Raw genomic sequence first — 7,227 nt, 5'->3', positions numbered from 1 at the left:
AAGACGCCCGCTGCGGACAAGCCCAACGGCCGAGCGAACGACGCTGTCCCCCATGACGAGCACGGTAACCGTGGCACCGCTGACGATTTCCACCTGTGGCGGCTTGCTCTGGCCGGCGGCAACAGCACTCATGTCACTATCGACCAACGAATTCAGCGCAGCCACAACCTTGGCTTCGGGAATGCCGATCAGCACGATCGGCTCTTTGTGGTCTACCAGTTTTATGCCGCGTATGACGCCTTTGGTATCGATGCCGACGACAATGTGGATAGGCTTGCCGGAATAGCCGATCGTGCTTGTAAAATCCGAACTCAGATACGCATAGCCGAGGAGCTCATTCCCCTTTTTTACCGGCGCAATGGGCGGCTCTCCCTGTGGCTTGCCGATACTGTCAGCGCCTTGGAACAGGGTCTGCGGATCAACGACCGGCAGGTATTTTGCGAGGTCCCCAGCTCTTGCAGGCACGGCGACCAGCATGGTTAGAAGAAGGAATGTGAACAATGATTTTAAATGAGGCGTCATCGGACAGTCGTTCTTTTGAATATGAAACGAGAAAGGTGATACCTTCAGGCAATGTAGGCGGACCATGATTCAAATCAAATGCGAATGCAAATCTTTCTAAAAACCAGACAAAAATCTTGAGCTCAATCCATGGAGGAGATTGGAATGATAAAAGTAAACCGTGAGCCTTGGGAAATTGCATCGATGGACGAATTGCTGGCTCTTGCCAGAGCGATGGAACAAGAATCGATTGATCATTACATAGCCCTCGCTACGCGCATGAGGGAGATGGAACGGCCGGACCTAGCTCTGGTCTTCGAAGTGCTAGTTGCCGAAGAAACCGAACACCTGGAACAGATCGAGGTATGGGAACAGACGAGCGGCCAAGGCCATTCGATAATTATATCACCTCCGGAAGCTGTATTTGACGACGAAGGTACCGAAACCGTGCCCGCAGAACTGTTAAGCGCCTATCGGGCTTTCTCGTTAGCGGTCCGCAATGAGGAACGCGCCTTCACCTTTTGGACGTATGTTGCTGCGAACGCAAAATCTGACGAGATTGCAAAAGCTGCGGAACGCATGGCACATGAAGAGCTCACTCATGTTGCTAGGTTGCGACAGCAACGTAGGCGCGCGTTTCACCTTGAACGCGCAGAGACAACGAACGCGGCGAACCTTGATCTTCCGGCGCTGGAAAACCGACTTAGCGAACTTCTTTATTCCCTTGCTCAAAATACCGAACCTTCTACGGCAACGGAAATACGGGCGTTGGCGGCACAGGCGGAGCATAGGTCCTCAACGATTGACCATCAGCCGTTTCAATCTGTTCCGGGGCTGGAGGCAGTACCCAATACGGCCTCGAACGAAGCTTTACCCCTATGTGAGCTTCTCACCGATTATTATCTGGAACTTGGCCAGACCGCTCGTAAAGAAGAAGACCAAAAACGTGCGCTAGCGTTCGCAAGCGAAACAATAGCTTTAATGAGGATGATTAGACAACGCGGCAGATCGGTTGGTATATCGAACGAGGGTTTGAACACATTGAATTGAATCTTGTCAATCGGCGTTTAAACGGGGGTCTGACTCATATTTGATGATTTCGCGGTCGAAACTGACGCAGTTATCAGAAAGGAGTCAGCATCATGGCGACCAAGTTTCGTCTGTCGTCCCTGATCCCGGTCGGATTGATTGTTGAGCGTTCCGACGAGGACAACGGGGTAATCATTGTTTCAGCGCGGGCAGCCGCTGATCAACGTTCCTGCCCTTTATGCAACCAAATGTCAGATCGTGTTCATAGCCGCTACGTTCGGATAGTTGCTGATTTGCCTTGTGGTGGCACCAAGGTCCAGCTACGATTAACAGCAAGGCGCTTTATTTGTGAGATGACACTTTGTCGTCGCCGGATATTCGTCGAAAGGTTTGGAGAGCTTATCGTTCCGGAGCGCAGCCGTCGAACCGCTCGGCTTGATACCATCGTACATCATCTCGGGTTGGCTCTGGGAGGGCGGCCTGCAGCAGCCATTGCCAAACGCTTGATGATCCCGGTTAGCAATGACACACTCATCCGTGCGGTGAGAAGAAAATCCATGGTGCCGGATGATGCTCTAAACGCCGTCGGAATTGACGATTGGGCTTTCCGCCGCAATCACCGCTATGGCACCGTCGTTTGTGATCTTGAGAAGCGAAGGATTGTCAAACTTCTGCCTGATCGGGAGATCGCGACAGTTTCGACGTTCCTTGCTCAGCACCCCGAAATAGCGATTGTTTCACGCGATAGAGGCGGCGGCTATCGTGAAGCTGCTGCCAAGGCTTTACCCCATGCCATGCAGGTCGCAGATCGTTGGCATTTGATGGAGAACGCCAGCGCAGCGTTCCTTGACGTCGTGCGCAAATCCATGCGGGCGATCCGTACCGCAATTGGTGCTACGACGATCAATCCTGCGCTACTCACTTGCGCTGAACGACTGCAATATGAGAGCTATCTACGGCGTGAGGACGTGAATTCGACAATCACCAAGCTGGCTTCCGATGGCGTGCCAATAAAGGAAATCGTGCGACAGACCGGCTATAGCCGCGGAACAGTTCGCCAGATCGTCCGCGGCCACAGAACTGATGTGTTCCGTGTCAGACAAAGTTCCCTTGAGGCCTATCTGCCGCTGTTGGATCAACTCTGGGGGTCTGGGCAGCACAACGGCGCTGAACTCTGGCGACAGCTAAAGTGCAAAGGCTTCCGTGGTTGTTCTCGTGTCGTTGGGGGGTGGGCCGCAAGGCGACGGCGGTCTGAGCGGGTCTGCGAACAGCAACTTCAAAAAGTGCCATCCGCCAGAAGGATTGCCCGATTGATGACAACTGCTCGCGATCAACTGAGTAAGGCTGACACAATCACTATTGCGGCCATAGAAGCCGGCGTTCCCGCCTTGATCCAAGCTCGCAACCTAATTGATCGTTTCCAGACAATGATCCGAAGGAAGGCCAAGACAGAACTCGACCCGTGGATCGCTGATGCACGCGATAGTCTGTTTGCTCCCTTCGCCAACGGGATACTGAAAGACAAGGCCGCGGTGTCTGCCGTCATCACCGAACCTTGGTCGAACGGCCAGGTCGAAGGACAGATCAACAAGCTAAAACTCATCAAGAGGCAAATGTATGGACGTGGGAAGCTCGATCTGCTGGAAGCACGTGTCATCGGAGCGACCTGATGTCAGCGAGATTGCGTCAGAGCCCAAAAAGTACCCCTCCTTTAGGTTGCAAGGTATAGCGTGCGCGGGCCCGGAACTTTAAATTTAGTGCAGGGTCTGCGCGCGCGGATCGTTAGTGTAGAAAAGTAGGGACCTTTGAGACATCCTTGTTTTTGACTTTCGATCACAAGGATAATCGCGATGATGACATTCCGACGGGAAGTTTCACATAAGCTGCGCGTTCTTCAACATGCCGAGCGTCACGGTGACGTTTCGCAAACCTGCCGCTATTTCGGTATTGGCAGAGCCAGCTTCTATCGATGGAAATCGGCTTTCGAGCGCTATGGCGAGGCCGGGCTTGAGAACAGATCCTGCGCACCAAAAAATCCCGCCAATCAAAAGCCTGCAGAAATCATCGAGAAGGTTCTGCATTTGCGCACAAAATATCATCTCGGCCCGATGCGCATTTCCTGGTATATGAGCAGGTACCATGCCATCGCCATCTCCGATGCCTGCATCTACCGAATTCTGAAGCGAAACGGGCTCAGTTGGCTTCCCGGCGGTACGCGCGTCAGGAAAATCCATACTCAGAGATACGAGCAGCGTGTGCCGGGGCACCAGATACAGGTCGACGTTAAATTCCTGAAATTTGAAGGCGTTGACGGCAAGATCGTCAAGCGTTTCCAATACACGGCAATCGACGATGCCACCCGCATCCGAGCATTGAAGGTCTATGATCGCCACACCCAAGCCAACGCTATAGACTTTATCGACACCGTAATCGCCAAATTCCCGTTCCGCATTCGCGAAATTCGCACCGATAATGGGCACGAGTTCCAGGCCAGGTTCCACTGGCACGTCGAAGACCAGGGCATTCGGCACGCCTATATCAAACCAGCGTCGCCCCAACTAAACGGCAAAGTCGAACGGTCACACCGCACCGATGATCAAGAGTTTTATCAGCTCCTGTCATATACAGATGACACCGACCTCGTTCAAAAGCTCAGCGAATGGGAGAGGTTCTACAACCTTGCAAGGCCACATGGCGCTTTCAATGGCAAGGCACCTTACGAAATCCTCCGCGAACGCCTATAATCCACATAAGGATGTCTCATTGCCCTTCAGAAGATTACAGATGTCATTGAACCGTATTCGGATATCTATTCATTCCTTAAGGAAGCTAATTTCCAAGCTACCGAGGCAGCAGAAGACATCAATGAACAACTTCGGCATCTCAATCGTGTTGATTGGAAGGATTGGGTTCCGCCAGCGCTATCGTTCTTCAAAAAATTCAGAAATCAGCCTCGCCTGATAGCCGAGTTCCTGAAGCGTTTGGAAAGGCTTTCCTATTATCTGCTTGTCACCAAAGCGGGCATCAATTCTCGTATCGAGCATTTCGTGGTTGTCATTGAAGAGATTGAAAAGGAGGAGTTTGACGGCTTCAGCGAGAGCATGGCAAGCCTCGGGCTCGACGACGATGAAAAGAAATCCTTCATCGCAGCACTCGATGGCGACATTTACAAGAAACTACCCAAAGCCCGTGCGGCTCTCATCCTACGCCTTGAAGCATTGAAATCGGATGGTTCAAAGAGGCTGGAATTCACAAACGTGTCTATTGAGCACATCTTGCCACAGACGCCGTCAGAAGAATCCGGATGGCTGGATATCTTTGCAGACACCGAACTGCGGGAAGATTGGACGCAACGATTGGCAAATCTGGTGCCGCTTCACATCCGCAAGAATCCAGCCGCTTCGAATTTTGATTTCGAAACGAAGAAGAATGTCTATTTTGCCGGAAATGACGGCACCGCTTCGCCGTTCGTGCTCACTCAGGAAGTCCGGTCATTGCCAGCCTGGACACCGGAGGTGCTGGAAGATCGCCAGCAAAAACTGCTCGACATCTTCATTCGGCATTGGGGACTTCAACTGACCGAGCAACAGGAATTCTGATCACTTCTTCTCGGCGTCAGGTTTACGAGATCGCGTGCAGGACAGTTCTTTTTGAATGCACGCGATCTTTGGCGTCGAGCAAACCAATTCCCCGCTCTGCTGTGAGCAAGTGGTACACTGATCGGTAAAATCCATGCAGTCGGGGTTGGAGCTAGCGAACGCCTTGAACGAAACTCGCTCACTCGTCGGAGCTTTATTGGTTTCGTCAGGGAATGCAATTGACGGCATCATTGACACCGCCAAAAACGTCATTACGCACAGAGACGAACGCGAAATCATTGAGTTTTAACAACTTCCCCTTGATTATCACGGACGGCGAATGACGCAATAGTCGCCCAATCATACCGGACAAGTGATGTTGCTTTTACATTACCAAACGTGAATTCGGATTCCTTACGGGGTTCTAAATCATACTGCACATCTTTGCGATCAGAAGGATAGCCATCTACAAAACTTCCAATGCTCGGTGCGACGATCACATTCTGACGAAGATCATTGTTGATGGTGATCTTGATGCCGATGTCATTGAGATCGATCCCTGCCATCATATCTACTGCTCTGACGGCCTTCTGAACCTGCTCGTACTTGGCCTTGTCAAACTGTGCGATAACGAAAAACCCGTCGAGAGACTTACCAGTATCTGGAACCGATGTCTTCATTGCATTGAATTGCAAAAGATATTTAGCAGGTCGCAGCTGTTGGTCGTCTTGCGTGGTGAGAACCGTTGTCGCCTTGATGGTCATCCGATCCCGCATCGAACCTTGAATCGTCTCACAACCAGCCAGTGTGGCGGATTGGAACTGAGCGGCAACGGCTTTTACAATTTGATCACTCTTGGGGTCATTGCACTTTTTGGCGATGCCCATCTCGTAGACATTGATCGATATATCGACCGGAATGTCCTTTTTCGTTTCCAAGACCTCAAGAAGGTCACGAACATAAATCGTGCCGACGACTTCCTGTTTGCACGCAGAAAGGCCTGCTGCAATGCAGCAAGTGAGAGCTATTTTCTTAAACACGGAACACCCCGCCCCAAAATCAACTTACAGTTTCACCTTAGGAAATGGCCACACGGTCTTCAACAGAAAAAGAGAAGGCTCATCCAATTTGGATTCCCTTGTCTTGATAGGCATGTCAATACATAGGACGCAGATAAAGCGTAGACGGGATATGAGAAGACAGTTTTCCGTGCGTTACTAATCTTCTCAGTGAAGTAGAGCGTCAGAACGATCAATAGTCGCGCAACTTTCCATCTGGGTCCATATAAATATCATCCCCAACATAGACCGGATCCTGGCCATTTCCGCCTAAATCTACATAAAGTGGATCCACTCGCCCAGTTGGTTGGCGACCGGGTATGTGGTCTCCTTCAGTTAGCGACGGTGCTTCAGGCCAGCTGTTGTAAGGGTTCTCAGTGTAAGAGCCTGTTCCAAAAAACGTCCTATATATGCGAAAATGGCAATTTGAGATTTGCTTTCGCATAATCTGAACCGAAAAGTCTGCAACTTTTCGGGATTATGCGAGGCTTCCGGTGCTCACGTGCCTTGAATATGCTTCGCTCCGGTATTCGGGAATCACCATTTTCGCACACATGCCGCTTTTTGATTCAGGCCCTAAGAAATTGGGCCGACGACCTTTCGATTGTATGGTATCATTTCTACTACGTTGGATGTCCCGCACCCCATGCACTTCAGCCTTTTGATCACCCCAGCAGTAGCACATTCATCAGAAATTTCACTGAAGACTTCCCGTGCCGTCAGCATTCTTCCGCGCCCACATCCACACGTTACTTGCATCGCCAAGCCGAGACGTTTCCACTCTCCAATCGTCGCTAGCCGAGCCTCATAAGACGCTATAACAACCTCCGCCCTATCGATGTCAGCCGTCACATCATCCTCCGGCGTTATGACATACGAGATCCGGGAGATCGCTTCGCTTAGGTTAACGGAGTTGACGAACTCACCCATAATTTTGCGGCTACCCTTAGGCAACACATCATGAGTGATGTACATATTCCAGAGCGGCGTACTCCAGGGGTTTACGTTGCGTGATACGTGTGTTGATTGCCACTGAGAACTGACCCGGCGTTTCCACCGAG

At 51.2% G+C, this 7,227-nt stretch carries 6 protein-coding genes; 4 read left to right on the top strand and 2 right to left on the bottom strand.

Going from position 1 to position 7,227, the window contains the following annotated elements:
- The coding region (locus CES86_RS26415) for an FMN-binding protein (protein ID WP_143851115.1) at nt 1–522 on the bottom strand (522 nt) is incomplete at its 3' end.
- A gap of 144 nt (nt 523–666) precedes the next feature.
- Here CES86_RS26415 and CES86_RS26410 point away from each other — a divergent pair.
- The 4 genes from CES86_RS26410 (at nt 667) to CES86_RS26395 (ending at nt 5,129) form a co-directional block, all read left to right on the top strand.
- A complete protein-coding gene (locus CES86_RS26410) occupies nt 667–1,551 on the top strand; it encodes a ferritin-like domain-containing protein (protein ID WP_143851114.1) in 885 nt (294 codons plus the stop codon).
- Between the two features lie 92 nt (nt 1,552–1,643).
- Nucleotides 1,644–3,200: an ISL3 family transposase gene (locus CES86_RS26405; RefSeq protein WP_094515843.1), complete on the top strand. Its 1,557-nt coding sequence runs from the start codon at nt 1,644–1,646 to the stop codon at nt 3,198–3,200.
- Nucleotides 3,201–3,380: 180 nt separating this feature from the next.
- Entirely contained in the window at nt 3,381–4,274 is an 894-nt protein-coding gene (locus tag CES86_RS26400) for an IS481 family transposase (RefSeq protein WP_094515842.1), read from the top strand.
- Nucleotides 4,275–4,511: 237 nt separating this feature from the next.
- Entirely contained in the window at nt 4,512–5,129 is a 618-nt protein-coding gene (locus CES86_RS26395) for an HNH endonuclease family protein (protein WP_235820030.1), read from the top strand.
- Nucleotides 5,130–5,404: 275 nt separating this feature from the next.
- Here the strand turns inward: CES86_RS26395 and CES86_RS26385 are convergent, their stop codons facing one another.
- Nucleotides 5,405–6,148: a DUF7424 family protein gene (locus tag CES86_RS26385; RefSeq protein ID WP_094515840.1), complete on the bottom strand. Its 744-nt coding sequence runs from the start codon at nt 6,146–6,148 to the stop codon at nt 5,405–5,407.
- Nucleotides 6,149–7,227 lie beyond the last annotated feature (1,079 nt).

Origin of the sequence: Brucella lupini (assembly GCF_002252535.1) — a bacterium.
In the GTDB taxonomy this organism is placed as follows: domain Bacteria; phylum Pseudomonadota; class Alphaproteobacteria; order Rhizobiales; family Rhizobiaceae; genus Brucella; species Brucella anthropi.
This window is presented reverse-complemented; position numbering and strand designations above follow the sequence as displayed.

What these genes read in the sequence shown, in the direction of transcription:
- CES86_RS26405 (WP_094515843.1), top strand. Translation starts at nt 1,644, where the DNA reads ATGGCGACCAAGTTTCGTCTGTCGTCCCTGATCCCGGTCGGATTGATT.
- CES86_RS26400 (WP_094515842.1), top strand. Translation starts at nt 3,381, where the DNA reads ATGATGACATTCCGACGGGAAGTTTCACATAAGCTGCGCGTTCTTCAA.
- CES86_RS26410 (WP_143851114.1), top strand. Translation starts at nt 667, where the DNA reads ATGATAAAAGTAAACCGTGAGCCTTGGGAAATTGCATCGATGGACGAA.